The organism is Cellulomonas gilvus ATCC 13127 (genome assembly GCF_000218545.1).
Taxonomy (GTDB): domain Bacteria; phylum Actinomycetota; class Actinomycetes; order Actinomycetales; family Cellulomonadaceae; genus Cellulomonas; species Cellulomonas gilvus.
The window spans coordinates 1,221,603-1,246,916 of the sequence record NC_015671.1 but is presented as its reverse complement, the minus strand read 5'-3'; the positions used below and the strand labels follow the sequence as shown (position 1 = coordinate 1,246,916).

Below are 25,314 nucleotides of genomic sequence, written 5' to 3'. Positions count from 1 at the left end.
ACGCGCCCGAGCCCCCGGCCCCGACGGCCGCACCCGAGCCGCCGACTCACGCGGCGGCACCCGCACCCGTCGCGCCCGTCGTGGTGACCAAGCCCGCCGCCGTGGACGCGCCCACGCCCTCGCAGGACCTGCGGCTCGCGCTCGCGGCCGTGCGCACCGAGGTCGGCAAGTCCGTCGTCGGGCAGGACGCCGCCGTCTCGGGGCTCGTCGTCGCGCTGCTGTGCCGTGGGCACGTGCTGCTGGAGGGAGTCCCCGGCGTCGCCAAGACGCTCCTGGTGCGGTCGCTCGCGCACGCGCTCGAGCTGTCCACCAAGCGCGTGCAGTTCACGCCCGACCTCATGCCGGGCGACGTCACGGGCTCGCTGGTCTACGACGCGCGTACCGCGGAGTTCTCGTTCCGGCCGGGTCCGGTTTTCACGAACCTGCTGCTCGCGGACGAGATCAACCGCACGCCCCCCAAGACGCAGGCATCGCTGCTCGAGGCGATGGAGGAGCGTCAGGTGTCGGTCGACGGCGAGCCGCGTGCGCTGCCCGACCCGTTCCTGGTGATCGCGACGCAGAACCCCGTGGAGTACGAGGGCACGTACGCGCTGCCCGAGGCGCAGCTCGACCGCTTCCTGCTCAAGCTCACGCTGCCCGTCCCGGAGCGCGACGACGAGGTCGAGGTGCTCGCGCGGCATGCGGCCGGGTTCGACCCGCGTGACCTGGTCGCCGCCGGCATCCGCCCGGTCGCGGGCGTGGAGACGCTCGCGCGTGCCCGGGCCGAGGTCGCCCAGGTGCAGGTCGCGCGCGAGGTGCTCGGGTACGCGGTCGACGTGTGCCGCGCGACGCGGCAGTCGCCGTCGCTCTCGCTCGGCGTCTCGCCGCGAGGTGCGACCGCGCTGCTGGCCACCGCGCGCGCGTGGGCCTGGCTCTCGGGCCGCGGCTACGTCACCCCCGACGACGTCAAGGCGCTCGCGCACCCGACGCTGCGGCACCGCGTGCAGCTGCGCGCCGAGGCCGAGCTCGAGGGCGTGAGCACGGAGTCGGTGCTCGACACGGTCCTCGCGTCCGTGCCGGTCCCCCGCTGAGGCGCGCGTGGCCCTGACCTGGCGCGCGGTCGTGCTCGCCGCGCTCGGCGTGCCCGTCGTGCTGGTGCTGCCCCTGCCGCTGACCGTCGTGCTCTGGGCGCTGCTGGTGCTCACCGTGTGCGCGGTGGACGCCGCCGCGGCCGCGTCACCGCGCCAGGTGGCGGTGCAGCGCACCGTGCCGGACTCGACGCGCCTCACGGAGTCCGTCGAGTCCGTGCTGACGCTCTCGAACGTCGGCCGGCGGCGGCTGCGCGCGCTCGTGCGGGACGCGTGGGCACCCTCGGCCGGCGCGGTGCGCGACCGGCACACGGTCGACGTCCCGGCGGGCGAGGGACGGCGCGTGCGGACCACGCTGCGCCCGACGCGACGCGGGGACGTGCACGCCGATCGCGTGACCATCCGCTCGTACGGGCCGCTGCAGGTGGCCGCGAGGCAGGCGTCGGTGCCCGTGAGCGGCCGCGTGCGTGTCCTGCCGGCGTTCCACTCGCGGCGCCACCTGCCGAGCCGGCTGGCGAGGCTGCGCGAGATGGACGGCCGCGCGGCGGTCCAGGTGCGCGGGGCGGGGACCGAGTTCGACTCGCTCCGGGAGTACGTGATCGGCGACGACGTGCGCTCGATCGACTGGCGGGCCTCCGCGCGGCGCGCCGACGTCGTCGTGCGCACGTGGCGACCCGAACGCGACCGGCGCGTGATGATCGTGCTGGACACGGGCCGCACGTCGGCCGTGCGCGTGCTCGACGAGCCCCGGCTCGACGCATCGGTCGAGGCAGCGCTGCTGCTCGCGGCGCTCGCGAACCACGCGGGTGACCGCGTGGAGCTGCTCGCGTACGACCGGCGCGTGCGGGCCCGCGTGGTGGGTTCGGCGGGTCCGCGCCTCATGCCGTCCATGGCCGACCAGCTCGCCGGGGTCGCACCCGAGCTGATCGAGACCCACTGGCCCGGCGTCGTCGCGCAGGTGCGGCAGCGGATGTCGCAGCGCGCGCTCGTGGTGCTGCTCACGTCGCTCGAGCCCGCGGTCGTCGAGCACGGTCTGCTCGACGTCGTCGGCGGTCTCGCGCAGCGGCACCAGGTGGTGCTCGCGTCGGTCGCGGACCCCGAGGTCCCCGAGCTCGCGCGTGCGCGGGACGACGCCGCGACGATCTTCGACGCGGCGGCGGCCGAGCGCGTGGGGCTCGAGCGCGCCGCGGTCGCGATGCGCCTGCGGCAGCAGGGTGTCGAGGTGGTCGACGCGCTGCCGGGCGACCTGGCCCCGAAGCTGGCCGACACGTACCTCGCGCTCAAGGCGGCCGGTCGCCTCTAGCCGCCCGGGCGGCGCAGCCCGCCGGTGGCACCCGCCCGGCGGTTCAGCCCACGGTCGCGACGGCGTAGCCCGCGCGGTCCTCGTCGAGGTCACCCGTCTCGCCCCGGCGGACCGCACGTCCGCCCAGGACGATCGTGTACGCCCAGAACGCCGCGAGCGCCAGCGCGCCGATCGCGATCTTGACCCACCACAGCAGCCCGGAACCCGTGACGAACCCCTCGATGACGCCCGAGACCGCGAGCACGCCCACGAGCCCGATCGCGGCCGTGAACAGGGCGCGGCCCTCCTGCGCGAGAGCCGTCCCGCGCGTCCTCGGACCCGGCGCGACCCACGCCCAGAACAGCTTGAGCCCGGCGGCCCCCGAGACGAACACGGCCGTGAGCTCGAGCAGGCCGTGCGGGGCGATGAGCGACAGGAACACGTCCAGCGCGTCGTGCGCCGCCATCATGCCGCCGATGTTCCCCACCGCGACCGCGTTCGAGTACAGGAAGTACAGCGGGCCGAACCCCGAGATCCCGGTGGCGATGCACACGGCCGTGAGGAACGCGTTGTTGGTCCACACCGTCGCGGCGAACCCGGCGCCCGGGTCGTAGTACTGCGCGAACGCCTCGTCGACGTAGTGCTGGCGCTCGGCCGGCGTGCCCATGGCGGCGAGCGCGTCCGGGTTCGTCGCGACCCACACCCCCGCGACGCAGCCCACCGCCAGGAACGCGACCATCACCGCGACCGTCCACCACCGCAGGCGGTACAGCACCGCGGGGACGGTCACGACGACGAACCTCAGCGCGTCGCGCCACGACGGCTCGTGCGCGCCCGCGATCGCCGCGCGGGCACGGGCGACCAGCTGCGAGAGCCGGGTCACCATCTCCGGGTCGGGTGCGGCCGACCGGATCGCGGACAGGTCGGTCGCGGTCGCCTGGTAGAGGCGGACCAGCTCGTCGGCCTGCGCGCCCGTACGGCGGCGCGTCCGCACCAGCTCGTCGAGGCGCTGCCACGCCGGCTCGTGCACCGCCTGGTAGGCGTCGAGGTCCATGCGCACAGCCTGCCACCTGCGCACGTGCCGTCCGGGCAGGTCGGCCCGAGCGACGTCCGTCGGATGCGCGAGCCGTTAGGGTCTTCGCGAGCACGGACGCACCGCCGGTGGCGTCCGCGCTCGACGCGACGGGAGGACGGCGACGGTGGACACGATCATCACGGGCGAGGGCGTCGAGCTCGACGCCCGGGCCGCCTCGGTCGCGTCCCGGCTGCTCGGCGCGCTGATCGACCTGATCATCTCGGTCGCGCTGCTCGTCGGGGCGATCGTGCTGCTGGTCAACGTGGTCGCGTCGAGCTCGTCGGAGGCGGCGGCCCGCATCGGCGTGATCGTCACGGTCGTGACCGTCACGCTCGCGGCCCCCACGGCCGTCGACACGCTCACGCGCGGCCGCTCGCTGGGCCGCCTCGCGGTCGGCATCCGGGTGGTGCGCGACGACGGCGGCCCGATCACGTTCCGTCAGGCGTTCGTCCGGGCGCTCACGGGCCTGCTCGAGCTGTGGGTCACGTTCGGCACGGTCGCGGTGATCTGCTCGATGGTCCACCCGCAGGGCAAGCGCGTGGGCGACATCCTCGCCGGCACGTACGCGGTGCGCGTGCGCGGTGCGACGACGGTCCGGACGCCCGTGCTGATGCCGTACGAGCTCGGCGCGTGGGCGCAGCACGCGGACGTCGCCCGCCTGCCCGACGGACTCGCGCTCGCGGTGCGGCAGTTCCTGGCCCGCGCGCCGCGGCTGCACCACGCGTCCCGGGTCGAGCTCGGCACGCAGCTCACGCAGGAGGTCGGGCGGTACGTCCGGCCGCTGCCGCCCGCGGGGACGCACCCCGAGTCGTTCCTGGCGGCCGTGCTCGCCGAGCGCCGCACGCGCGAGCTGCGCAGCGAGCAGGTGGCCGAGGCGCGACGCGAGCGCGAGGCCGCGGCGCTGCACCGGCTCCCCCACGGCGTGCCCGACCCCGCGCGCTGACCCTCGTCCGGGGGGCCCGCCCGACCCCGGGCGTCACAGCCCCGCGACGACCGCCTGCAACCGGTACGGCGTGAGCGTGCGCGAGTACGTCGCGGACAGGTGGTGCTGGTCCCGGTACGCCATGACGTGCCCGACGACCGGCCGGCACCGCGCAGGCCCGCAGAGCAGGTCCGTGCTGTCCACGAGGATCGACCCCGGCGTCGCCCGCTGCGCCACCACGAGGTCGTCGGGGACGGCCAGCGCGGCGGCGCGGTCCATGGAGCAGCGCTCGGCCGCCGCGACCGTGCGGGCGGACGTGACGCAGGCCAGCACCGTCTCGCTCAGGCGGGGGTTGTCCGCGACGACGGCGACGGTCGAACCGACCGCCTGCAGCCGACGCCACGCGGCCGCCATCGCCTCCGGCCGCGCCGACGCGTTGCGGTACCCCGTCACGATCACCACGTCGTAGCGCTCCGCGACGAGCCGCGTGAGCAGGTCCGAGCGGCGCGCGTGGCAGCCGTCCTCGCGCGGACCAGGGTCGGCGAGCACGCAGCCCCGGGCGACGTACGTGTGGACCCGCCAGTTCAGGCGTGCGGCCACGTCCTTGACGCCGGGCAGCAGCATCGCGCCGTGCGAGTCACCGACCACCGCGACCTGGAGCGCGTCCTTCGCCCGGGACCCGTACGCGCACGACTTGACCGGCTGCGCGGGGTCAGCCGTGTAGCACGCGTACGCGCCCTGGTTGTCCTGGTCCCAGCCCGCGCGGCGGGGGTCCGGGGTCACCGTCCCGTCGAGCGCGGGGTTGTCGCAGGGCGCGAGCGCGGGGTCGAGCGCCTGCGCGCCCAGGCACCGCACGGGCCCCGCGAGCGCGGTCCGCAGGTCGCCGTACGCGCCGACGTCACGCACGCGGCCCGACACGGCCGGCAGGCCGCGCCACGCGGGTGCGTGCACGCGGTACTGCGCGTTCCCGAAGCGGGCGGTCCGGACCTCGAGCGCGAACGCACCCTGTGCCCGCGTGGTGCCCCGCACCGCCGCGGTCCACCCGGTCTCGGTGCGCCGCTGCACCACCACCGGGCTGCCGGTGGCGGCCCCGTCGACGCGGCCCGTGAACGTGCGCGTGCTGCCGGGCGCACCGCGTCCGGTCACCACCACGTCGACGACGCGGCGCGCTGCCGCCGCGCCCTGGCCGGTCACGCCGTCGTCGAGCGTCGTGGACGCGGCACCCGACGGGACGGCCGGTGCGGACACGACCAGCGGGACGACGACGGCCAGCACGACGGCCGCCGCGCGGCGCGTCCGGACCCGCCGCACCGCGGCCCACAGGCTCACGGCGTGCGCAGGTCGGGCTCGAGGTAGATGACGCGCGCGATGGGCACGGCCGCGCGCACGCGCGCCTCGGCGGCGTCGATCGCGGCGGCGACGTCGGCCGCGGAGCTCGCGGCCGGCACCTCGATCTTCGCGGCGACCAGCACCTCGTCGGGACCCAGGTGCAGCGTCTTGAGGTGGATGACCGACGCGACACCCTCGCCGACGAGCGCCTGACGGATGCGCTGCACGGCGTCCTTGGTGGCGGACTCCCCCAGCAGCAGCGAGCGCGTCTCCATCGCCAGCACGACCGCGATCAGGACGAGCAGCACGCCGATGCCCGCGGTGCCCGCGGCGTCCCACCGGCCGTCCTCGGTCACGAGCGTGAGCGAGACGCCCAGCAGCGCGAGGACCAGGCCCACGAGCGCGCCCAGGTCCTCGAGCAGCACCACGGGCAGCTCCGGGGCCTTGGCGGTGCGGACGAACGACACCCAGGACTGCGAACCGCGCACCTGGTTGGACTCGTGGATCGCGGTGCGGAACGAGTACGACTCGAGCCCGATCGCGACCACCAGGACCACGATCGGCACCCAGTGCCAGGACTCGATCGGGTGCGGGTCGGACCACTTGTGCCACGCCTCGTACAGCGCGAACAGCCCGCCGAGCGAGAACAGCACGATCGAGACGATGAACGCGTACAGGTACCGCTCGCGGCCGTAGCCGAACGGGTGCTCCTCGTCCGCCGCGCGGCGGGCGCGCTTGCCGCCGACGAGCAGCAGCACCTGGTTGCCCGAGTCGGCGAGCGAGTGCACCGACTCGGCGAGCATCGAGCTCGAGTGCGTGAGCAGGTACGCCACGAACTTGGTCACGGCGATGCCGAGGTTCGCCGTCAGCGCGGCGACGATCGCCTTGGTCCCACCCTCGTGCGCCATGGTCGCACCCTCCTGGTCAGCGGTCGTCGAGAAGTCCGGCCGACACCCTAGCCGGGACCGCCCGCGGTCGCGCTCAGGCCGGGACGGCCTCGGAGGCGAGCAGCACCGGGATGCCGCCGCGCACGGGGTAGCGCAGGGGCCGCTCCGGGTCGGTCGAGACCAGGCACGGCTCGCCGTCCGGCCCCGTCGCATCCAGGAGCGTCGCGCCGGTCACGGGGCACCGCAGCAGGTCCCGGGCCCAGGGCTCGAACGGGACGGCGTCGTTCGTCATGCGTCGGCCTCCTGCCGCACCAGCGCGAGCACGTCGTCGCGCACCTTCTCCATGATGTCCTCGTCGGCCGCCTCGACGTTGAGCCGCAGCAGCGGCTCGGTGTTGGACGCGCGCAGGTTGAACCACCACTGCGGGTGCGCGTCCCAGTGCGAGACGGTCAGCCCGTCGAGCTCGTCGACCTGCACCGGTCCCGCGCCCTGACGCGTCACGTACGCGTCGACCACGCGTGCCCGCGCGTCGGCCACCGATGCGACGCGCGAGTTGATCTCCCCCGAGGCGACGTACGGCTGGTACTGGTCGGCGAGCGCCGACAGCGGGTGGGGCTGGCCGCCGAGCGCCGCCAGGACGTGCAGCGCCGCGAGCATGCCGGTGTCCGCGAAGAAGAAGTCGCGGAAGTAGTAGTGCGCGCTGTGCTCGCCGCCGAACACCGCGTCGTGCTCGGCCATCTGCGCCTTGATGAACGAGTGACCCACGCGCGTGCGCACCGTGCGTGCGCCCGCCGCGGTCAGCAGGTCGGGCACCACGCGGGACGTGATGAGGTTGTGGATCACCGTCGGCGTGCGCCCCGCGGCCTTCTCGCGCTCGACCTCGCGCAGCCCGACGAGGGCCGTGACGGCCGACGGCGAGACCGGGTCACCGTTCTCGTCGACGACGAAGCAGCGGTCGGCGTCGCCGTCGAACGCCAGGCCGAGGTCCGCGCCGTGCTCGACGACCGCGCGCTGCAGGTCGCGCAGGTTCTCGGGCTCGAGCGGGTTCGCCTCGTGGTTCGGGAACGTGCCGTCGAGCTCGAAGTACAGCGGCACCACCTCGAGCGGGAGCGCGGGCAGGCCCGCATGCGTGCCGAGCACGGCCGGTGCCGTGTAGCCGCCCATGCCGTTGCCCGCGTCAACCACGACCTTGAGCGGGCGGATGTCCGCGAGGTCCACGAGCGAGCGCAGGAACGCGGCGTACTCCGCGAGCATCTCGCGGTCGCTCACGGTGCCGCGCGCGGCGTCGTCGACCTGCGGCACGCCCGAGGCCAGGTAGTCACCCGCGAGGTCGCGGACCGCGGCCAGGCCGGAGTCCTGACCCACGGGCCGCGCACCCGCGCGGCACAGCTTGATGCCGTTGTACTGCGCCGGGTTGTGGCTCGCGGTGAACATGGCCCCCGGCACGCCCAGCGAGCCCGACGCGAAGTACAGGCCGTCGGTCGACGCGAGCCCGATGCGCACGACGTCCACGCCGCGCGCAGTCAGCCCCTGGGCGAAGCCGTCGACCAGCTCGGGACCCGACGGACGCATGTCGTTGCCCACGACGACGACGGGCCGCGAGCCGGCGGCGGCCTCGGGCACGACGACGACGTCGGCGAAGGCCGCGCCGATCGCACGCGTGACCTCCGGGCTCAGCTCCGAGGGGACGAGCCCCCGGACGTCGTACGCCTTGATGAACGCGGACAGGTCGACTCGTTCGGAAGGGCTCACCGGCGCATCGTACCGACCCGCCCCACGTGTCCCGACGGCCTGACGGCCCCGACGGACCAGCCGGGGCGGCACCGCATCGGCACGGTCAGGAGGTGCCCGTGACCTCGTCCCGGGTCAGCGGCGTGCCGTCCCCGTCGAGCGCGAACCAGTTGGTCCGCTCGCACGCCGGGCAGGACACGAACGTCGCCTGCCGGCCGTCCGGCAGCGCCATCCGGATGCGCGTCAGCTGGGTCTCGCCGCACGCCACGCACGCGTCGGTGCCGGGCGGCTGTGGGCCCTGCGGTCGGCTGATCGACCCGAGCGGCTCGCTCGCGGCCGCCGCGCGCGCACGTGCGGCGTCCCCCCGTCGACGCGCCATGTCAGACCGGTCCGCCCGGCTGCAGGTCGGGTCCGGTCCCCCGCAGCACGCGCAGGTGGCCCCGGCGGGGTGCCTCGGCCAGCGCCGCGGGCTCCGCGACCGCGGCGGCCGCGACCGGCTGGGGCGGGCGCCCCGCCTCACGGACCGCGTCGGCCAGGGCCAGCAGGTCGTCGCGGCTCGGTGCGGGCGGCTCGAACTCCGGGAGCAGCCGCACGACCTCCCAGCCGCGCGGCGCCGTGAGGCGTTCGGCGTGCTGGACGCACAGGTCGTACGAGTGCGGCTCGGCGTGCTGCGCCAACGGGCCGAGCACGGCCGTCGAGTCGGCGTACACGTAGGTGAGCGTCGCGACCGCGGGGCGGTCGCACGCGGTGCGCGAGCACTGCCGGACGGATCTCACGGGGTGAACCTACCCCCGCGCGCGGACCGCGTCGTCCTTCCCACGCCGAGTCCCACCCGCACCGGGTCGGCTCGCGGGTCGGCCGGCGGCCTCCGCACTACAGTGCTGGCGTGCGTCCGTCCCAGCCCGTGCAGCCCGTGCGCCGTCGCGACCGGCGCGGTCGGGGCCTGCGCGGACCGCTCATGCCCAGCACGATGCCGGCGTTCCGCACGCGCGCGCAGCGGTTCGACGACCTGGTCCTGGATGCGGTGGACCAGCTCGAGCGCCGGTGGGCCCGGCAGCTCGAGGGCACCGAGTTCGCGGTCGAGGACGTCCCGCCGTCCCACCCCGCACCGTGGGAGCGCGGCGGCGTCCCGCTGGGCCGCTACTTCCCGGCCGACGCGGGGCTGCCCGCACGGATCGTGGTGTACCGCCGCCCGGTCGAGGCGCGGGCGGCCGATCCCGCCGACCTGGCGGACCTGGTGCGTGACGTGGTCGTCGAGCAGGTCGCGCACCTGCTGGGCCGCGACCCGCAGGACGTGGACCCGACGTACCGCGACGAGTCCTGAGCGCGCGCACGCGCGCGCCGCGTCAGCGGGTGCCGGTGCGCGGGTCCTGCCGCACGAGCGCCGCCGACGTGGCGGCCGCCTCCTGCGCCGGGACCAGGACCGAGAGCAACGGGCCGTCGGCCTGCGCGACGGCCGCGAGCAGTCCGGTCGCGAGCCACGCGTCGGCCGACGTCGCCTCGTCCGGCACGACCCGGACGCCGAGCACGGCCGTGCCCGCCGGGACCAGGTCGGCGACCTGCCAGCGCGCCGAGCGGCCGACCTCGAGCTCGACGTGCCGGCGTGCGGCCGTCCGGCCGTCCGCACCGACGACCTGCAGGGTCGCCCCGACCGTGCCGCGTGCGTCGAGCTCTCCGCCGGTCGCGACCGCGCCGAGCACCACGGCCCCGGTCGTGCCGGCGGGCAGGGCGACGAACCCGCCGTCGGTCGACACCGACGGCACCCATGCGCGCTCCTGCGTCGGCACCGTGGGCTCCTGGGCCGTGGGGTCGCCCGACCGCGCCACCATCGCGGCGGCGACCACCGCCCGGTCGGCGTCCACGACGAACGTGTAGGAGCCCTCGGCCAGGCCCCCCAGCGGGACGTCCGTCACGGCACCGGGGTCGAGCTCGAGCGCCTCGGCGCCGGGCAGGTCCTGCACGCCGTCGGGGCCCAGCACGCGGACGCGTGCGGTCGTCGTCTGCGCTCCCGTCGCCACGAGCCGCAGCACACCGGCCGACGCGTCGTCCACCTCGGTCGCGCGCAGCGGCACAGCGGGCACCACCTGACGCCGCGCGGGCGCCGCGCCCGGCACGACGAGGTCCGTGCCCGTGGGCGTGAAGCCCTCGAGCGTCGAGTCCTGCACGTGCGCGGCCACCCGGCCACCCGTCGCGGTCACGTGCACCGCGACGCGCCGCTCCTGGGGCGCGAGCCCGCCCAGCACGACCACGCGCTCCTCACCCGGAGCCACCAGGTACTGCTCGGTGTCGAGGTCGACACGGCCCGTCGGTCCGAGCACGTCCAGGTGCACCACCGCGGGCGTGGCACCCGCGTTCTGCAGCACCAGGAGCGCGGTCGCGCCGAGCTCGGTCGAGCCGCCGACCAGCCACGCGTCGGTCGTCGGGACCTGGCACGACGCGGCCGCGAGGCCGCGCAGGTCGCCGCGCGTGACGAGCGCGGACGCCGCGGCGGCCACCTGCGCGGGGACGTCCGTCGGGTCGGCCTGCACGACGAGCGGGCGACGCACGCGGTCCAGCGTCATCGCGTCCTGACCCGCCGCGAGCGGCGCGACCGTGCTGCCGTCGAACGCCGTGACCGCACCGCCGTCCGACGACGGCGCCGCGACCACGAGCGACGTGACCGGTGGTACGGGGACCGGGTCGAACTGGTCGTCACCCGCCTCGCCCTCCGGGAGCACCAGCGGCCCGGGGCACACCAGACGGGCCGGCGACGGCGGCACGTCCACCGCGACGCCCACGTCCACGCGCTCCCCCGTCGCCGACGACGGCAGGCGCGTGCCCGCCGCCACCGCCCCGGCGGCGACGCCCAGCACCAGCACGCCCGAGGCGATCCGGACAGCCCGGTCCCGTCGGCTCATCGTCCCGGCCTCCTGCGGCGCACGGGCAGCGCGAGCAGCAGCGCGACCGCCAGCACGACCCCCTGCACGGCCGCGAGGGGCACGCGCGCGGGCGGGTCGTACGTGATCTCCAGGTGGCCGGCCTGCGCACCGACCTCGAACGTCTGCCGCCAGCCGTTGTCGACCGCACGCAACGCGCGGCCGTCCAGCGTCGCGCGCCAGGACGGGTCCGCACGCTCGGCGAGCACCACCAGCCGCCCCGGCGTGCCCGCCTCGATCCGGGTGTCCGCTCCGCGGCCCGTCGCCGCGACCGGGACCGCGGCCGTCGTGGGGTCGGTCAGGGAGTCGCCGGCGGCGACCAGTCGCGCCCATGCGGTGACCACGGTGCCGGCGTCCGCAGCGGTCTCGGCACCGTCGGGGTCCGCGCCGTCCTGGGCCGCCGCGGGTGCGGCCGACACGCGCCACAGGATGCCCGCGCCGCTCTGCGTCACGCGTTCGAGACCCGCGGTCGAGTCGAGCTCGGCGACCAGCGCCTCACGCGCACGGCGCAGCGCACCCGCCCGGTTGGCATCCGCGCCGCGGGTGTCGAGCGCCGGGACGAGCACGTCCCCGACGCCCAGGGCCGCGAGCGGTCCCGCGACATCGCCCGTGGCACCCTGCGCCAGGCGCGCGACGACCGCCGCGACCTCGGCGGTCGCCTCGTCGGGCGCGACGACGCGCGCGTCGCCGACGACGCCGCGCACGGGCCGCACGGACGTGGTCGCGACCGTCGCGCCGTGCTCGACCAGCTGCGGGCCGTCGGCGCGCAGCAGCGCCCAGCTCACGTCCTCGTCGGGTGCACCCGCACCCGCGACGACCGCGAGCACGCGTGCGGCGTCGGCGGACTCCTGGGTCTGCCGGCCGACCGCGGGGACCACCGCACGCTCGAGCGCCGTGACCGTCAGCGCGGTGCCGTCACGTGCCTGCACGCTCCAGCCACCGAGCCACAGCACGGGCACCAGCACCGCACCGCACGCGACGATCCCGACCAGCGGCTGGCGCCAGCCGAACGAGTACCCGGCGAGCGCACCCCGCACGCCGTCGGCGCCGAGCACGGCCGCGGCGAGCAGGCCGAGCAGCGCGAACGAGAGCCCGGGACCGGTCCAGCCGTACGCGACGACCCCGTCCTGCAGGCCGACGGGCACGAGCGCGACCGTGGTCGCGGTCGCCAGACCCAGCGTCGCCAGGACCCACGCGAGGCGGACGCCGCGCGCGACCGGGCCGCGCAGCAGCGCGAGCACGGCGAGCAGCACGACGACCGCACCCGCCCCGTACGGCCACAGCCGTGCGAGGCCGTCCGGGACCGACTCGGGCACGAGGGCCGCCGCGTCGGCGGGCACCCCGAGGAGACGTTCGAGGGCCCCGGCGGGCGCGACCGCCCACGGCAGCCCGGCGTCCGCAGCGAGCAGCCGCACGCGGTCAGCGCCGCGGCTCGCGACCTCCACCAGCAGGGGCGCGCTCACGACGAGAGCGGGCAGCAGCGCGACGACGAGCCGGCGGCGGAAGCGCCGCGCGCAGGCCGCCGCGGCCAGGACCGCGAGCACCACGGGGACGAGCAGGCCGGGCGAGGCCCCGACGACGGCGGCGAGCACGAGGGAGGCCGCGGCGGCCGCGGTGACGGAGCCGGTCGGCGCCGGAGCGCCCACCCACTGCGCGACCTCCTCGTCGGCCGCGACGGCCTCGACCGCCTCGCGGACCGCGTCGGGGTCGGCCGTGGCCTCGACCGGCAGCACGCCGGTCGGATCCATGCCGGCCTCGTCGAGCGGCGCCGTCCCCCGCTCACCGTCCGTCGCGTCGTGCTCGGCGGCGTCCGGCGCCGCGTGACGCAGGTGCTCCTGCTCGGGAGTGCGCTGCGCCGTCAGGACGCCCGAGACCACCTGGTCCACCCGCTGCACACCGACGGCCCGGACCAGGCCGAGCGCCGCCCACGGCAGGAGCACGTGCGCGAGGACCGGGCCCAGCCGGCCGTCGCCGACACCGAGCAGCAGCGCGGGCGCACCGGCCCACACGAGCGCGGCCCACGCGCGCAGCACGACCGAGCGCGTGAGTGCGCCCGCCGCCGCCCACGCGCCCAGCCCGGCCAGCAGCACGGCGCCGAGCAGCACCGCGGCGACCGCGAGCCGCGGGTCGCCCCCGAGCACCGCGGTCGGCGCCGCGAGCACGCGCAGCAGCGCGTCCGCGGGACCCGGCGCGCCCAGCTCACCCGACACCCACCACGCGTTCGCGGCGGACCACAGGTCGCCGAGCCCGTCCGCGAGCGGGAGCAGAGCACCGCCGACGAGCCGTCCACCGCCCGCGACGGCACCGACCAGCGGACCGAACGCCACCGCGACGACCGCGACGAGCCCGACGGTCACGGTCGCGAGCGTCGCGCGCCGGCGCGTGGCCAGAGCGGCGAGCTCGGCGAGCTCGAGCTCCGAGGGCGCCTGCACGACGCGACGCTGCTCCGCTCGCGCGAGGCGCCGGTCACGCTCCTGCGCCCACACGTCGCGCCACCGGGCCTGCAGGGGGCGCAGCGCGCGGCGCGGCAGCCGGCGGGTCCGGGTCGCCTGACGTCGCGCACGGTAGACCGCACGGGGCCGCGCGAGCGCCGTGAGCGGTCCGCGCAGCTCGTCGACCGCGAGGCCGGGCTGCTTGGCCGCGACCTGCACCAGCGCGCGCACGAGCGACGAGGCCAGCACCAGGAGCACCACGACCGGCAGCAACGGCAGCGGGCCGCTCACGAGCCGCTGGTGCGTCACCGAGCGCCGACGCGCACGGAACGAGCGCGCCGGGTCCGCGCGGTCGTCCTCGCCGTCGCCGTCCGCGTCGACCGGGTCGTCCCGCCCCGGGGCGACGTCCCGCAGGCCCAGGTAGGTCGCCTGCGCGTGCCGCACGACCGCCGCGGGGACCACCACGACGCGGTGCCCCGCGAGGCGCGCGCGCCGCGACAGGTCCAGGCCGTCGCCGAACGCGCCGAGCGCCGGGTCGGGACCGCCGAGGTCCTCCCACACGTCGCGTCGCACGAGCGCGCCCGCGAGCCCGACGCCGAGCACGTCGTCACGTGCGTCGTGCTGCCCCTGGTCGAGCTCACCGGCCTCGACGTCGGTCATCCGCCGGCCCGAGCGCGCGGTGCGCAGGCCCACCTCGAGCAGGCGCTCCGGGTCGGTCCACGTGCGCTGCTTGACGCCCGCGACCGCGACCGAGGGCGCTCGCCCGACCGCGCGTGCGAGCTCCGCGAGCGCGGTCGGCGCGGGCGCGCTGTCGTCGTGCAGGAGCCACAGCCAGGTGGTGCGCGCACCGTCGTCGGCCGTCAGCGCGGCACGCACCGCATCACCGAACGTGCGCGCGCGCGGCACGTGCACCAGGTGCAGCGCGGGCTGCCCGGCTCCCCCGGCCGCCGCCAACGCGCGCTCCGCGTCGAGCCGCAGCGCCACGTGGTCCTGTGCGGAGGACGTCGGCGAGACGTCGACCAGCAGCACGCGCACGGGTCGGCGCGCCTGGCCCGCGAGCGCGGCGAGCGTCGTCGGCAGGTAGGCGGTGCGGCCACGGGTCACCAGCACAGCGGTCACCGACGAGGTCGTCGGCAGGGTCGCCGTGGTCGGCGCGGCGCGCGGCGGCTCGGTGGTCGGGGTGTCAGTCATGCTCGGGCCATGATGCACGGGGCGCCTGGCAGCTGTGCCGAACGACACTCACCGGGCGGCACGCAGCGGCGGGGCCGACCGGTCAGACGACGCGACGCTTGAGCTTGCGACGCTCACGCTCGGACAGGCCGCCCCAGATGCCGAACCGCTCGTCGTTGGCGAGCGCGTACTCGAGGCACTCGGCGCGCACGTCGCAGCCCGTGCAGACCTTCTTGGCCTCACGGGTCGAGCCGCCCTTCTCGGGGAAGAACGCCTCGGGGTCGGTCTGCGCGCACAGCGCGCGCTCCTGCCACCCCATCGGGCCGTCGTCGTCGGGGGTGCCGAACAGCGACAGCACGTTGGACGTGGGCGCCTGCGCGGGCGCGTGCACGTCGGACGGGAAGCCGAGGACGGTCGCGCCGTGGTCGGGCGTCGAGCCGTCGGCCGAGCGCGAGGTGGTGGTCCCGTCATCGTCGAGCAGGTGCCACATGGGAGCCTCCGGTCGGTGCTGGTCTTCGCGGTCGACCCGCCGGTGTGCGGTTCGGTCCGGTGCGGGCGACGATCTCGCTGCGATCGCGCTGTGATCCAGCGGTGATCTCACGGTGAACGACGCTCGGTTGCTGTGCTCGCGCCAGAGGACCTGACGGACAAACTGAATTACACGCGTGTCGTTTCCGACCGTCAAGCCGGGGCGTGGTAGTTGTCCCGATTTGTCGGGTGAACTTGTTCAAATCGGTCCGGCGCCGCGTCCCGGCGCGGCCGGACGGGCGTCGCGCGCTCGATCACGCACCACGGGCGGGCTCCCTAGGGTGGCCCCATGACCGGAGCCGACAGCCCGAACCCGCCCGCCGTCCCCGTCGATGCCGCGGCCCTGCTGCGCGGGCTCCTGCTCGACCCCGGCCGTCCGCGGCTCACGTGGTACGCCGCCGGCGGCGAACGCGTCGAGCTGTCCGGCGCCGTGCTGGACAACTGGGTCAGCAAGACCACGAACCTGCTCGTCGAGGAGCTCGACGCGGGCCCGGGGACGGTGGTGGCGCTCGACCTTCCCCCGCACTGGCGCACGGCGCTGTGGGCGCTCGCGACCTGGCGCACGGGCGCCACGCTCGCGTGGGGCGCGGACCCGGGTGCCGACGTCCTGGTCACCGCGGCTCCCCCGGCCGCGGCGCACGCGCAGCTCGTCGTGGTCGCGCTGCCCGCGCTCGCACGCCGCGCCGTGGTCGACCTGCCCGCGGGTGCGGTCGACGCCGCGGCGGCCGTCATGACCTACGGGGACACGATCGGCTGGGTGCCGCCGACCGAGCCGCAGCGCACCGCGCTCGTCGGGACGGCCGACGGCCCGGTGCCCCACGGCGAGCTCGCCGGCTGGTGGTCGGGGGCCCGTCCGGAGCGCCTGCTGCTCGGCCCGCAGCCGTCCGCGGACTGGCTGCGCTCGGTTGCGGGCACGCTCGCCGCGGGTGGTTCGCTCGTGCTCGTCGACGCCGACGAGGCCGGCCGGCTGCACGGCGACCGTGACGCGCTCGAGCGTCTGACGCAGAGCGAGCGCATCACCGCGCAGGACCTCGGGACCGCTCCGACCGCGCACGCGTGACGGCGCGCCCGCGCGAACACGCCGGGGCCGCGGAGCGCCGACGGCCCGTGCGCGGGTGACACTGTCGGGGTCCCGACCCGCTCCACGAGGTGGCCCGCATGACCCCCACGACCGCACGCCCCCCGCTCCCCGGCCGCACGAGGACCCGCGTGCGGCGTGCATGGGTGGCCGCCCTGCCGGCCGCCGTCCTGGCGACCGCGCTGGTCGCGCCGTCCCCCGCGGTGGCCGCGCCCACCGTCACCGCGGCGCCGGCCGCCGGGGCCGCACAGCCCGGGTCCGGCGCCACGGGCGACCCGGCCGGCGCCGTGCCGGGGTTCGTCGCCGAGCCGGCGGCCGCGCCGCGCCCCGCACGCACGCGCACGCTCGCGCTGACGCCCGCCGCACCGGACGTGCACGAGGTGACGCGCACCAGCACGGGCGGCCCGTTCCACCTGGCCGCGGTCACGTGGCCCGCGGGTCAGAAGGCCTCGGTCGACGTCACGATCCGCGTCCGCACCGCGACGGGCTGGTCCGCGTGGACCGAGCTCGCGTCCGACGACGACCACGCGCCGGACCCCGGCGCGCGCACGACCGCGCGCCGCGCGGGCACCGCGCCGTACGTCACCGCGGCCGCGGATGCCGTCCAGGTGCGCGTGCGGTCCGCCGACGAGCTGCCCGCGGGGCTGCGCCTGGAGACGATCGACCCGGGCACCGCACCCGCGCCCTCCGCGGCGACGACGCTCGCCGCGGCCCCGGCCACGCCCGCCACCCCTACGGACGCCGCCGCCGACGCGGTCACGCAGCCGACGCGTCTGGTCCCCACGCAGCCGACGATCCTCTCGCGCGCCGCGTGGGGTGCCGACGAGAAGCTGCGCGGCAACTACGGCGAGGACATCTGGTACGGCCAGATCAAGGGTGCGTTCGTGCACCACACCGCGAGCGCGAACGGGTACGCGGCCTCGGAGGTCCCCGCGATCATCCGGTCGATCTACCGCTACCACGTGCTGAGCCGCGGCTGGGACGACATCGGCTACAACTTCCTCGTCGACCGGTTCGGGCGCGTCTGGGAGGGCGCGTACGGGGGCATCGACAAGCCCGTGGTGGGCGCGCACACGAAGTACTACAACTCGTCGTCGTTCGCGATGTCCGCGATCGGCGACTTCACCAGCGTGACGCCGTCGCAGGCCGTGCTCGACGCGTACTCGAGCCTGTTCGCGTGGAAGCTCGGCCTCGCGGGCGTGTGGGACCCGCAGGGGACGACGGACTACACCTACCCCGGCTCACGTGACCAGCGCACGATCTCCGGTCACCGCGACGCCAAGGCGACGGCCTGCCCGGGCCAGCGGCTGTACGACCGGATCGGCACCATCCGCTCGGGCGTCGAGCGACGCATGGCGGCCGTGCCCGCGCGGCTCACGCTCGACGGCCCCGCGGTCTCGGGCGCGGGCGAGCGCTCGCTCGTCACGGCCCAGTGGGCGCGCGGTGACGTCCCCGTGGACGGCAAGGTCAACCTGCAGCGCTGGACCGGCCGCACCTGGGAGCACGTCCGGCAGCTGACCGTGGTGGACGGCGTCGTCTCGACGTGGGTCACGCCGTCGGCGACGCGCTCCTTCCGGCTGCGGGCGTCGTCGGCGACGCTGCCCGTCAACGTCGCGACCTCGGGCACCGCCGGGACGTCCAACACGCTCACGACGACCGTCGCCCGCACGCCGCCCTCGCTCGAGCTGGACGGACCGGCCGTGCTGCGCATCGGCGACAAGGCCTCGCTCACCATCCGCTGGTGGGCGGGCGGCCCGGTCGACGGCGCGGTCAACCTGCAGCGCCGCTCGGGCTCGTCCTGGGTGCACGTCCGCCAGATCACGGTGCAGGACGGCACGGCGACCACGACGCTGACCCCTGGCGCGTCCAACTCCTACCGGCTGCGGGCCTCGCGCGCCAGCACGCCGCCCGGGGTTCCGCTCACCGATCCGCTCGGCACGTCGAACACGTACGCGGTGACCGCGTACCCGCGCGACTCGGCGCCGTTCGTCGGCCGCTGACGGGCCGCCCGGCCCGGGTGGCGGGGCCGGACGTCAGCCGCTGACGGACGAGATCCACGCACCCCGGAGACCGAACCGGCTCCGGAACGACTGCCCGCTCATCGACGCGGTCGCCCCCGACGTGGAGGTCGCGCGCACCACGTCCGCCGAACCACCGGCCGTCCGGGAGACCACGGCGACCGTGGCGACGTCGGGCAGCCCGAACGCCGAACGCATCGACGCCTGGCTCACGGTCGCGGTCCACCGCCAGTTGGGGTTGACGTCCGGGTCCTTGCTCCACCGGTCGTCGACGCTGCGCGCGTACGGCAGCGCCGCGGACCAGACGTCCTCGCTGTTCTCGGTGCGCCCGCCGGACGACGAGAAGAAGAACGCCTTGATGCGCGTGCCCCCGGCGGTGGTGAGGACGCTCGACCCCTCGGCCGAGATCGTCGCGTCCACCGCGGACTTCCAGCGCGCGCCGTAGTACGGCTCGGCGACCTTGTCCCAGCCGCGGAAGACCTGGTCACGCGTGTCGTCGTACAGGTGGCAGTCGCAGCCCGAGCTCACGGAGCCCAGGTCCGCCCACGCGTAGGACCGTGCGGCGACCACCTGGGCACGCAGCGCGTTGGCGGGCCAGGAGGACGGCACCTCCGCGAGCCCGTACAGGTACTCGTCCCCGAGCTGCACCACGTCGACGACGTTCACGCTGCCGCTCAGGTTGCTCACCTCGAGCCGGCCCCAGCGGTAGGCGTCGGCGTCCGCGCCGCTGACCTTGACCGTGACGTCCGCGCTGGTCGAGCCCGTCCAGTAGCGCGTGTTCTGCCACTCGACGTGCACCCGGCTCGTCGTGGAGCTCGTGGTCCACGTCCGCGCACCGACCGTGACCCGCAGCTTGCCTGAGACGGGCGCGATCGTGACGGGCGTCCCCGCGGCGACCTCGGTCGCGACCGTGCCGTTGACCCGGATGCGCGCCTTGCCGGAGGCGGACGTGATCGTGGTCGCCGACGTCCCCGTGCGCACCTGCACCCGCACCAGCTGCTTCGTGGCCGTCCGCGCCAGCGTCGCGCCGGTGTAGTAGTGCTGCAGGATCGTGGTGGGCCCCGCGCCGTCGAGCGCCATCCCGTACGCGCCGTACTGCGACATGCCCACGCCGTGCCCGTAGCCCGCGCCGACCACCGTGAAGCTCGCGGGGGCCACGGCACCGCCCGGGACGAGCCGCACCTCCTCGCTGGTGCCGTACGGGTGGGCGGTCACCAGACCCGGGACGTCGCTCGACACGGCGCGCAGCCGGAACAGCGACGTGCCCGTGGCCGTCCCCGTGACGGACGCGACGCCGTCGACCACCGAGACCCGCCGCACGTGGACCCAGCCCGAGCCCGAGCTGCGCTGCAGGTTCACCGCGCCCGTGACCTTCGCACCGCGGTACGTCCACGCGACCGTGAGCGGGGCGCGCGTGCCGTCCAGCACCGCCGAGGTCTGCGCCAGGTGCGGGGCACCGGCCTTGAGGGCCGACGTCACGACCGTGACCGTGACCGACCGGCTGGTGCCCGCGGCGCCCGTCGTCACCGTCCCCGAGGGCGCGCTGGCCGAGCTCGCACGGATCCGGTACGTCGTCGTGACGCTCGGGTCCACCCAGGTCCGGGCGACCCCGTCGACGACGGCGAACTGCCGCACGTGCACCCACGACGAGCCCGACCGCTTCTGCAGGTTGGCGCGGCCCGTCACGGGCGCGTCCTTGCTGACCCAGCTCACCGCGACGGGGACGCGGGCGCCCGCGGTCGTCGTGGCGACCGCCGAGGCGTAGACGCCCGTCGTCGTGGCCGCCGCGGCGGGTGCCGCGAACCCGGCGAGGACGAGGGTCACGAGCGCGACGAGGGCGCTGATCCTGGGGCGCATGTCCACCAGTGTGACACGCGTGACGGCACGCCCCGGGGGGCCGGGGCGCGCCGTCGGGGACGGTTCCGGGGGCGGTTCAGTCCGCCAGACGGGCCCGCGTGCGCTCGCGCGCGGCCAGCCACAGGTCCTGGTGCGCGACGTACTCCGCGCGCCACGGCTTGAGCCAGCCGGCCCAGTGGATCAGCTGCGGGTCGGTCAGGACCTCCTGCGTCGGCAGCGCGTTCCAGCTGCCGGGCAGCACCGCGCGGTCGGCGCCCGCGTACGCGTTGAGCAGCTCCTGGTCGTTCATCCCGAACTGCTCGACCCACGGCAGGAACGTCGGGCCGAAGTCGTCGGCCCGCATGCGCTCGAGGTCGAGCACCAGGATCCCCGCGTTGAACGCGTCGAAGTCGAACGCGTGCCGCTGGTAGGCCAGCCGCAGCAGCTCGTTCGCGGCCGTCGGCGACGTGCGCAGGCGCCGCGCGGTCGAGTGCAGGTTGCCGAAGCCCGACGACGCGCCGCGAGCCACCGCGTCACGGGCCGCCAGGGGCGCACCCGCGAGGTCCCACGCCGCGAGCTGCGCGACGTCGCCGATCGGCAGCGTGTCGATGTCGACGTACGTGATGCGCGTGAGCTCGGGCAGCAGGTCCGGCAGGAGCAGGCGGTCCATGGTCGCGACCGTGATGTGCCGCAGCATGCCCAGGACCGGCCCGTAGTCGACGTGGTCGCACGGCAGCCACGTCACGTGCACCTCGGGGAACTGCCGCGCGACGCGGTCGAAGTCCTCCTGGTCGTGGTCGCGGCACAGCACCCACAGGCGCAGCGGCGCCTGCGTGCCCTCGACGAGCCCGGTCACGACGACCGCGAACTCCTCCTTGAGGTTGCCGTCCAGCGCGAGCGCGAGGTCGACGACCTCGCCGTCGCGCGGTGCGCTCGCGGGGACGTCGCGCTGCTCCGAGCGGACCGTGGCGCACGCCGCGGCCAGGTCGAACGACAGCGCGTGCGCCGCGGCGGGCTCGGCCAGCCGGGCGCGCGCGATCTCGATCTCGGGCGCGCACAGCTCGGCCCACGCCGCGCGGACCGTCGCCTCGTCGTCGCCCGCGAGGATGCGCGTGGTCACGGCCTCGAGCAGCCGGCGGATGCGCGACTGGATGGCCTTGCGGCCGTCCTCGTCGGCGTCGAGCAGACCCGCGAACCGCACGTCGGCGCGGTTGTGCGGCTGGAAGTCGACGTCGGCGCCGATCGCCCACGCCGGCAGGAAGCAGTGCAGGCGCGACGTCACGACGGTGCCGAACTCGCTGCGGTAGCGCTCGAGCAGGTCGAGCGCATCGATCAGGTTCGGGCCCGCCGCGGTCCAGCGCACGTCGTCGCTCGCCTGCGTGATGTACGCACCGCCCGCGGGTGCCGGCACGTCGACCCAGACGGGCGGACGCGACGCCGCCGGCGGGGCCGTGACCGGCTCGTAGTAGGCGTCGATCGTCGTGGTCAGGCAGCCCGAGAAGAACGCGGGCACGCCCATGCTCAGCAGCAGGTAGACGGTGTTCCAGTCGCGGCAGCCGATCGGGCCGTGCGCCTTGAGGTACTCGACGGCCTCGGGCGTGAGCATGTCGCGCCGGTTGCAGTGGAACGAGACGAAGATCGGGCGGACGTTCTCGTGGAACGGGAAGTCGTAGCCCGTGCCGAACTGCCCGTGCATGTACCAGCCGAACGCGATCGTCCACGTCGCGTCGGGGATCGGGTTGTGGTGCGAGGCGTCGCGGTCCACCCGGACCAGGCGCACCGTGCGCGCCGGGGTGTCCAGGCGCAGGTCCGCACGCACGCGGCCGTGCATCTGCGTGACGGCGTCGACCAGGTCGGGCTCGTCACCGGTGATCGTCAGGTTGCTGTGGCGCAGCCAGTGGCCGAACGCGGCGGCGGTCTGCACGTAGTCGCCCAGGTTGCTGGACGTGTTGCGCAGGTCGGGCTGCTTGTAGTCGATGACACCGAGCGCGATCACGCCTTCGGGCGACGGCTCCGGGGTCGCGACCGTCGCGAGCCACGGCCGCAGCCAGCGCACGCGGCGGTCGACCTCCTCGTCGCCGACCTCGTGCGCGGCCACGACGTCGAGCAGCTCGCGCGCGACGTCGAGCCGCCCGGTGGCCAGGCACACCTCGGCCACGTGCAGCACGCCGTGCACCGGCGCGCCCGGGACGCGGGCCGCCGCGACCGCGTCGTCGATCATCGCGTCGTCGCCCAGCCGCCCGGCGACCGAGACGTGCTCGACCAGCGCGTGCCGGCCCCACAGCTCGGCGGGGACCTGGGCGAACCGCGTCCGCGCGAGCTCCTCGAGACCCTTGGCGCTCGCGACGACCGCCTCGCACAGCCGCCCGACGACGGCCGTGGCCTCGTCGCGCTGCAGCGCGTGCGCGAACGAGCGCACCTGCGCGTGCTCGGCCTCGGGGCGCTTGAGGAGCGCCCGCACGTACGCGACGGCAGCCTCCGGGAGGTCCGAGCCCCGCTCGATCGCCCGCACGAGCTCGGCGTCGCGACGCAGCGCCTGGACCGCGCGACGGTTGGCCAGGCGCGTCGAGGCGTCGGGTGCCGCGAGCGGCACCGGGCCCAGGTCGGAGGCCTGCACGCCCTGGCTCGCCGCGACCAGGCCGCGGTAGGCGTGCACCATCTGACGCAGCTCGGCACGCGTCTGGTCCAGACGCGCCGCGCTCGCGTCGCTCGGCGAGCTCGCCGACCGGGTCGGACGACGCCGGCTCACCTCGAAGGGCAGGCGGTCGAGCACCGACCGGACGATCGTGCGCGCACCGGGCGCGGGCCGGGACGTGGCCATCAGGGGTTCCTCTCGGACGAGCAGACGGGGCGCAGGCCGTGGATGGCCCTCCCCTGGGCACGACGCGCATGCGCGCGGCAGCGGCGCACGTCGGGATCGGTGCCGACGATAGTGGACCCGACCGGGCATCCCGCGCCCGAACGGCCCTGGACACGTGTGAGATCGACCGGTCGGGCGCCTCGCGTCACGGCGCGAGCGGCTCCCCCGCGAGCACCGCGCGGTAGGCACGGTCCGCACCGGCCGCGAGCACCGACCAGTCCCGCTCGACGCGCACCCACTCGCGTGCGGCCGCGCCGAGCCGGTCGCGCTGCGCGGCGTCGTCGACGAGCTCGTCGAGCACGTCCGCGAGCGCACCCGCGTCCCCCGCGGTGAACGTGCGGCCCGTGCGCCCGTCGTCGACGATCTCGGCGAGCGCCGCGACGTCGGAGGACACCACGGCCCGGCCCATGGCCATCGACTCGAACGGCTTCATGGGCGAGATCAGGCGGCACACGTCGAGCGGCAGGCGCGGGAACGGCGCGATGTCGGTCAGCGAGAGGTAGCGCGGCACCTGCGTGTGCGGGACGCGGCCGACGAACGTCACCTGGTCGTCGAGCCCGAGGCTCGACGACAGCGTGCGCAGCGCGGCCTCGGCCGGCCCGTCGCCCACGATCACGAGCGCGACGTCCGAGCGGCGCCGCATCCGGGCGAGCGCCCCGAGCAGCAGGTCCAGCCCCTCGTACTCGACGAGCGTGCCCGCGTAGCCGAGCACGACCTTGTCCGTGACACCCAGCTCCGCGGCGAGCTCGGTGTCCCGCTCGAGCGGCGCGAACTGGTCGGCGTGCACGCCGTTCGGCAGCACCCCGATGCGCTCGGCCGGCACACCGCGCCGGATCATCTCCTCGCGCAGCGCACCGGTGAGCGTGAGCACGCCATCGGCCGCGAGGCACACCGCGGTCTCCATCTCGACCAGGTAGCGCCAGCCCTGCGTGCCGTGCAGCTGCGGCCGGTTCGCGGTGACCATGAGGTCGCCGAGCCCACGCATCTCGTAGACGAACGGCAGGCCCGCGCGCCGGGCTGCGACGGCCGCGCCCGCGCCCGCCGAGTAGAACGACGAGGCCTGCACGAGCGCGGGCCGGTGGCGCTCGATCGCACGCGTCACGTGCGCCGCCTGCTGCTCGGTGTACGTCGCGAACGGGTGCTGCGGGTAGCGGCGCCGGTCGTCGAGCGCACGGTGGTACGGGATGCCGTCGACGACGTCGACCGTCGGCACCGTCCGGGTGTCCGACGCGGGCCAGCGGTCGTACGGGAAGCCCAGCCGCGTCAGCGCCTCGATGTGCCAGCCCTGGCCGGCCAGACCCGTGAGGATGCCGTGAGACCGTGTCGCGTACCCGCCCGACCGCAGCGGCAGCGACTGCGAGAGCACCGCGAGCAGCGCGTCGGGACGGGTCTCGACGCTCGGGACCGCGGCCCGCTCGGGTGCACGCCAGGGCTGGTCCAGCTGCGCGAGCCGGTCACCGGCCTCGACGCGCACGCGCGTCAGCCCGCCGCCGGACGCACCGGCGCGCACCGCGAGGTCCGCGAGGCTCAGCGCCGCCGCGAGGTGCCCGTCCGACATCTGGTGCGTCGCGGACTGCGCGAGCGTGTGCGCGCTGGGCCAGCGCAGGTCGGTGCGGTGCGCGAGCGCGGCGAGCTCGGACGCGAGCAGGTCCGGCCGGTCCACCGCGACGAGCACGCTCGTCAACAGCTGCGGCGCGTCGGGTCCCCCGCGCAGGTCGGCGAGCAGCTCCTCCTGGCGCGCCGCGTCGTCGGCGGGCCAGGCGGCCACGCGCGCGAGCACCTGGACCGCACGGTCGGCCTCGGCCCGCCGCGACGCGGTCTGCCGGTCGGCGTAGGCCCGCGCGCGCTCGAGGTCGCCCGCCTCGACCAGCAGCTCGGCGACGCGCTCGCGCCGCGCCGCGACCCTCGAGGCCGGGGCGGCCAGCAGGCGGTCGAGCGCGGTCAGCTGCTCGGCCCGGCGTCCCGCGTCGCCGAGCTGCTCGACGAGCGCGGCCTGCGGCCCCAGGCCCTTCACGGCCGGGATCCGTCCGGCGCGCAGCTGCGCGCGGACGCGTCCGCTGTGCACGCGGTCCACCGCGTCCTGCACGCGCGTCGGGCCCACGCCCGCGGGCATGCGGGCGAGCACGCGTCGTGCCATGAGCTCGGCCTGTCGTCTCAGCTGGGGTGCCACGGTGTCGCTCTCTC

At 76.0% G+C, this 25,314-nt stretch carries 19 protein-coding genes; 6 read left to right on the top strand and 13 right to left on the bottom strand.

Features of this window, described 5'->3' with window-relative positions:
- Positions 1–80: 80 nt before the first annotated feature.
- Positions 81–1,070 carry an AAA family ATPase gene (locus CELGI_RS05725; RefSeq protein ID WP_049785608.1) on the top strand — a complete coding sequence of 330 codons (990 nt, stop codon included), beginning with the start codon at positions 81–83 and terminating at the stop codon, positions 1,068–1,070.
- 7 nt (positions 1,071–1,077) lie between these two features.
- A complete protein-coding gene (locus CELGI_RS05720; protein WP_013883165.1) occupies positions 1,078–2,370 on the top strand; it encodes a DUF58 domain-containing protein in 1,293 nt (430 codons plus the stop codon).
- A gap of 43 nt (positions 2,371–2,413) precedes the next feature.
- On the opposite strand, the gene CELGI_RS05715 is transcribed toward CELGI_RS05720, so the two are convergent.
- Positions 2,414–3,403, bottom strand: a complete 990-nt coding sequence (locus tag CELGI_RS05715; RefSeq protein ID WP_013883164.1) for a stage II sporulation protein M — start codon at positions 3,401–3,403, stop codon at positions 2,414–2,416.
- A gap of 145 nt (positions 3,404–3,548) precedes the next feature.
- Between CELGI_RS05715 and CELGI_RS05710 the strand changes: the two genes are divergently transcribed.
- Positions 3,549–4,367: an RDD family protein gene (locus tag CELGI_RS05710; protein ID WP_013883163.1), complete on the top strand. Its 819-nt coding sequence runs from the start codon at positions 3,549–3,551 to the stop codon at positions 4,365–4,367.
- Positions 4,368–4,400: 33 nt separating this feature from the next.
- Here the strand turns inward: CELGI_RS05710 and CELGI_RS05705 are convergent, their stop codons facing one another.
- From CELGI_RS05705 to CELGI_RS05680, 6 genes are all read right to left on the bottom strand, one after another.
- Positions 4,401–5,675, bottom strand: coding sequence for an SGNH hydrolase domain-containing protein (locus CELGI_RS05705; RefSeq protein WP_013883162.1), 1,275 nt, complete (start codon positions 5,673–5,675; stop codon positions 4,401–4,403).
- The gene (locus CELGI_RS05700) at positions 5,672–6,583 is read right to left on the bottom strand and encodes a cation diffusion facilitator family transporter (protein WP_013883161.1); all 912 of its coding nucleotides are present in this window, start codon (positions 6,581–6,583) and stop codon (positions 5,672–5,674) included. Before CELGI_RS05700 ends, CELGI_RS05705 begins: the two co-directional genes overlap by 4 nt.
- A gap of 73 nt (positions 6,584–6,656) precedes the next feature.
- On the bottom strand, positions 6,657–6,854 hold the full coding sequence (locus tag CELGI_RS05695; RefSeq protein ID WP_013883160.1) for a Trm112 family protein: 198 nt from the start codon (positions 6,852–6,854) through the stop codon (positions 6,657–6,659).
- Positions 6,851–8,314, bottom strand: coding sequence for a phosphomannomutase/phosphoglucomutase (locus CELGI_RS05690; protein ID WP_013883159.1), 1,464 nt, complete (start codon positions 8,312–8,314; stop codon positions 6,851–6,853). Before CELGI_RS05690 ends, CELGI_RS05695 begins: the two co-directional genes overlap by 4 nt.
- Before the next feature lie 85 nt (positions 8,315–8,399).
- A complete protein-coding gene (locus CELGI_RS05685) occupies positions 8,400–8,672 on the bottom strand; it encodes a hypothetical protein (protein ID WP_013883158.1) in 273 nt (90 codons plus the stop codon).
- 1 nt (position 8,673) lies between these two features.
- Complete coding sequence (locus tag CELGI_RS05680) at positions 8,674–9,069, bottom strand: DUF3499 domain-containing protein (RefSeq protein WP_013883157.1); 396 nt, start codon at positions 9,067–9,069, stop codon at positions 8,674–8,676.
- 182 nt (positions 9,070–9,251) lie between these two features.
- Between CELGI_RS05680 and CELGI_RS05675 the strand changes: the two genes are divergently transcribed.
- The gene (locus CELGI_RS05675; protein ID WP_013883156.1) at positions 9,252–9,617 is read left to right on the top strand and encodes a metallopeptidase family protein; all 366 of its coding nucleotides are present in this window, start codon (positions 9,252–9,254) and stop codon (positions 9,615–9,617) included.
- Between the two features lie 22 nt (positions 9,618–9,639).
- Here CELGI_RS05675 and CELGI_RS05670 read toward each other — a convergent pair whose 3' ends face one another.
- The 3 genes from CELGI_RS05670 to CELGI_RS16370 form a co-directional block, all read right to left on the bottom strand.
- Positions 9,640–11,190, bottom strand: coding sequence for a DUF5719 family protein (locus CELGI_RS05670; protein WP_013883155.1), 1,551 nt, complete (start codon positions 11,188–11,190; stop codon positions 9,640–9,642).
- The gene (locus CELGI_RS16375) at positions 11,187–14,831 is read right to left on the bottom strand and encodes a glycosyltransferase (RefSeq protein WP_013883154.1); all 3,645 of its coding nucleotides are present in this window, start codon (positions 14,829–14,831) and stop codon (positions 11,187–11,189) included. The genes CELGI_RS05670 and CELGI_RS16375 overlap by 4 nt, the downstream gene beginning before the upstream one ends.
- Before the next feature lie 82 nt (positions 14,832–14,913).
- The gene (locus tag CELGI_RS16370; RefSeq protein ID WP_407636816.1) at positions 14,914–15,168 is read right to left on the bottom strand and encodes a WhiB family transcriptional regulator; all 255 of its coding nucleotides are present in this window, start codon (positions 15,166–15,168) and stop codon (positions 14,914–14,916) included.
- 459 nt (positions 15,169–15,627) lie between these two features.
- Here CELGI_RS16370 and CELGI_RS05655 point away from each other — a divergent pair, with 459 nt between their 5' ends.
- Both CELGI_RS05655 and CELGI_RS16365 read left to right on the top strand, forming a co-directional pair.
- Complete coding sequence (locus CELGI_RS05655) at positions 15,628–16,398, top strand: TIGR03089 family protein (RefSeq protein WP_013883152.1); 771 nt, start codon at positions 15,628–15,630, stop codon at positions 16,396–16,398.
- A gap of 164 nt (positions 16,399–16,562) precedes the next feature.
- Complete coding sequence (locus CELGI_RS16365) at positions 16,563–18,416, top strand: N-acetylmuramoyl-L-alanine amidase (protein WP_049785526.1); 1,854 nt, start codon at positions 16,563–16,565, stop codon at positions 18,414–18,416.
- 33 nt (positions 18,417–18,449) lie between these two features.
- On the opposite strand, the gene CELGI_RS16360 is transcribed toward CELGI_RS16365, so the two are convergent.
- The 3 genes from CELGI_RS16360 to CELGI_RS05635 all read right to left on the bottom strand — a co-directional run bounded on the left by CELGI_RS16360 (position 18,450) and on the right by CELGI_RS05635 (position 25,300).
- Positions 18,450–20,291: a SpoIID/LytB domain-containing protein gene (locus tag CELGI_RS16360; protein ID WP_013883150.1), complete on the bottom strand. Its 1,842-nt coding sequence runs from the start codon at positions 20,289–20,291 to the stop codon at positions 18,450–18,452.
- A gap of 76 nt (positions 20,292–20,367) precedes the next feature.
- Positions 20,368–23,091 (bottom strand): glycosyltransferase family 8 protein, encoded by a 2,724-nt coding sequence (locus tag CELGI_RS05640; protein WP_013883149.1) that lies wholly within the window; start codon positions 23,089–23,091, stop codon positions 20,368–20,370.
- Between the two features lie 184 nt (positions 23,092–23,275).
- Positions 23,276–25,300, bottom strand: coding sequence for a glycosyltransferase family 4 protein (locus CELGI_RS05635; protein ID WP_150104673.1), 2,025 nt, complete (start codon positions 25,298–25,300; stop codon positions 23,276–23,278).
- Positions 25,301–25,314 lie beyond the last annotated feature (14 nt).

Coding starts and splice junctions, on each gene's coding strand:
- CELGI_RS05685 (WP_013883158.1), bottom strand. CDS start 8,672: ATGGCGCGTCGACGGGGGGACGCCGCACGTGCGCGCGCGGCGGCCGCG.
- CELGI_RS05700 (WP_013883161.1), bottom strand. CDS start 6,583: ATGGCGCACGAGGGTGGGACCAAGGCGATCGTCGCCGCGCTGACGGCG.
- CELGI_RS05640 (WP_013883149.1), bottom strand. CDS start 23,091: ATGGCCACGTCCCGGCCCGCGCCCGGTGCGCGCACGATCGTCCGGTCG.
- CELGI_RS05675 (WP_013883156.1), top strand. CDS start 9,252: ATGCCCAGCACGATGCCGGCGTTCCGCACGCGCGCGCAGCGGTTCGAC.
- CELGI_RS05655 (WP_013883152.1), top strand. CDS start 15,628: ATGACCGGAGCCGACAGCCCGAACCCGCCCGCCGTCCCCGTCGATGCC.
- CELGI_RS05715 (WP_013883164.1), bottom strand. CDS start 3,403: ATGGACCTCGACGCCTACCAGGCGGTGCACGAGCCGGCGTGGCAGCGC.
- CELGI_RS05695 (WP_013883160.1), bottom strand. CDS start 6,854: ATGACGAACGACGCCGTCCCGTTCGAGCCCTGGGCCCGGGACCTGCTG.
- CELGI_RS16360 (WP_013883150.1), bottom strand. CDS start 20,291: ATGCGCCCCAGGATCAGCGCCCTCGTCGCGCTCGTGACCCTCGTCCTC.
- CELGI_RS16375 (WP_013883154.1), bottom strand. CDS start 14,831: ATGACTGACACCCCGACCACCGAGCCGCCGCGCGCCGCGCCGACCACG.
- CELGI_RS05670 (WP_013883155.1), bottom strand. CDS start 11,190: ATGAGCCGACGGGACCGGGCTGTCCGGATCGCCTCGGGCGTGCTGGTG.